Below are 515 nucleotides of genomic sequence, written 5' to 3'. Positions count from 1 at the left end.
TCCCACGCCCCCGCCCGCCCCGTCGGCGACGAGGGCACCCAGTCCGAGGGCGAGCGCCAGCCCGAGTTCTCCCGCCGACTCCCGGAACCCGAGCCACACACCCGTCCCCACCATGGAGCCGTCCATGGTCCCGACGGCATCGGCATCGGCATCGGCGTCAGCGTCGGCACCGCCGCCTTCGTCGGCACCTTCGTCGACCGCCGGGCGGTAACTCCCGCGCCCACAGGGGCAATTGCAGGAAATCCTGTCGCGCATCTTGCCGACAATATTGCCGAGACGTTACACAAGTGGGTCATGGGAAGGACGACCACACTCCGCAGTAGAGTCCGCACCACTCTGGCAACCGTGAGCGTGCTCGGCCTCGGGCTGCTGTCCCCGATCGCCGTCCACGCACTGAAGTCCCCTCCCGCACAAGGGAGTTCGGAACACTCATCTCTGGTGGTGTCCACGGCCACCGGCAAGGTCCGGGGCCAGGCCCAGACCGGATACGACGAATGGCTCGGCATCCCCTACGC

General features: G+C 68.2%; 1 protein-coding gene. It reads right to left on the bottom strand.

Annotated elements, in window-relative coordinates:
- Positions 1–255, bottom strand: a 255-nt coding sequence (locus AC31A1_RS52405; RefSeq protein ID WP_489660072.1) for a hypothetical protein, incomplete at its 3' end; no start/stop codon positions are given.
- Positions 256–515: the final 260 nt, after the last annotated feature.

This window comes from Streptomyces sp. P5F9 (assembly GCF_057961495.1).
This window is presented reverse-complemented; position numbering and strand designations above follow the sequence as displayed.